The following is a 1504-nucleotide window of genomic DNA, read 5'->3' on the forward strand; positions in this document are numbered from 1 at the left end:
GTACGACTCTTTCTTTATATTCATCGTCTGTTTTTTGCATTTATCGATTCCCCATCGGTTGTCATTTTGCTAAGATAAGACGTTAATTTTATGTCTGTCGCTCAGCCGTCATTGCTCTTATTAATACGTTCTTTAAACAAGATTTTTGATGAGTGCTGTTTAAAGAACGTACAAGGTCTAGTACGAGATACAAGCGATAGATACATTTGGTTTCATGATGCGGTGTAACGATATATGACAGTAAAGCGTGTAAAAAATCAGCTTGTACAGCTGGTCGTTGGTGTAAGTGTTTCAATGAGTGCAATGGTAGCAAATGCGGCTATTCAACCTCCTGAGATGGATAATACCGCCTATGTATTGATGGACTATAATACGGGTGAAATCTTGGCACAGAAAAATGCCAATGAGGCATTGCCGCCAGCATCACTAACGAAAATGATGACCAGTTACATCATTGAACAACGCTTAGAGTCAGGTGATCTCAAAGAAGACGAACAAGTATTAATGAGTCAAAATGCCTGGTGCCGTGGTAGTAGCAGCCAATCTTGTATGTATGTACCAGTAAATAAAACAGCCAGTGTGATCGATATGCTGCGCGGTATTATCATTCAATCCGGTAATGATGCCTCACAAGCTATGGCCGAGTACATTGCTGGTAGCGAAGACTCATTTGCTATTTTGATGAATGAGCAAGCAGCAAAGATTGGCATGGAAAACACTCATTTTGTCAACTCTACTGGTATGCCTGACGAAGGTCATGAAGCCTCTGCTTTAGATCTGGCCAAACTGGCACGTGCAATTATTAAAAATAGTGGTGACTATTACAGCATTTATGCAGAAAAAGAGTTTACCTATAACGGTATCACGCAAGGTAATCGTAACGCTCTACTTGCAACCGACCCGACTGTCGACGGCTTAAAAACGGGTCATACCAATGCTGCAGGCTATTGCTTAGTTGCTTCAAGCAATCGTGAAGATATGCGCCTGATTTCTGTCATCATGGGCACAAAGAGCCCACAGGCCCGTGCGGATCAGTCACGCGAGCTGCTCAACTGGGGCTTTGGCCACTTCACCACTGTTACTAAAGCACCTACAGGGCAGTTTGTCAGCAAAATTCCAGTATGGCTTGGTGAAGCAGACGAAATCGAGTTGGCCACTGCTGACAATTTACAGATTCTAACCAGCAAAACGCAAAAAAATAAAATCACAACGGTGGTTGATATTCCCGAAAGCATCGAAGCCCCTATCAAAAAGGGTCAAGAGATCGGCAAAATGATGGCCGTTATTGATGGTAAAGCAGTAGCCTCTGTTCCTGTTGTTGCGACAAGCGATATCGAACAGTCAGGCTTTATGAGCCGTACTTGGCAACGTCTAACACGCTGGATACAGAACCTCTTCTAACGATAAAAACATACATCGGCGACTTATCTAATAACAATATCATTTAATAAAAAAGACGCTTAATATTAAGGCGTCTTTTTTATGTCTATAATAATATATGCAT

1 protein-coding gene is annotated in these 1504 nt (G+C 41.9%); it reads left to right on the top strand.

The genetic code is table 11. The features are described 5' to 3' along the window. Positions 1 to 234 precede the first annotated feature (234 nt). On the top strand, positions 235 to 1401 hold the full coding sequence (locus ACT3RN_RS15550; protein ID WP_192519115.1) for a D-alanyl-D-alanine carboxypeptidase family protein: 1167 nt from the start codon (positions 235 to 237) through the stop codon (positions 1399 to 1401). Positions 1402 to 1504 lie beyond the last annotated feature (103 nt).

The organism is Psychrobacter sp. AOP5-GZ1-6, from assembly GCF_052376345.1.
Lineage (GTDB): Bacteria > Pseudomonadota > Gammaproteobacteria > Pseudomonadales > Moraxellaceae > Psychrobacter.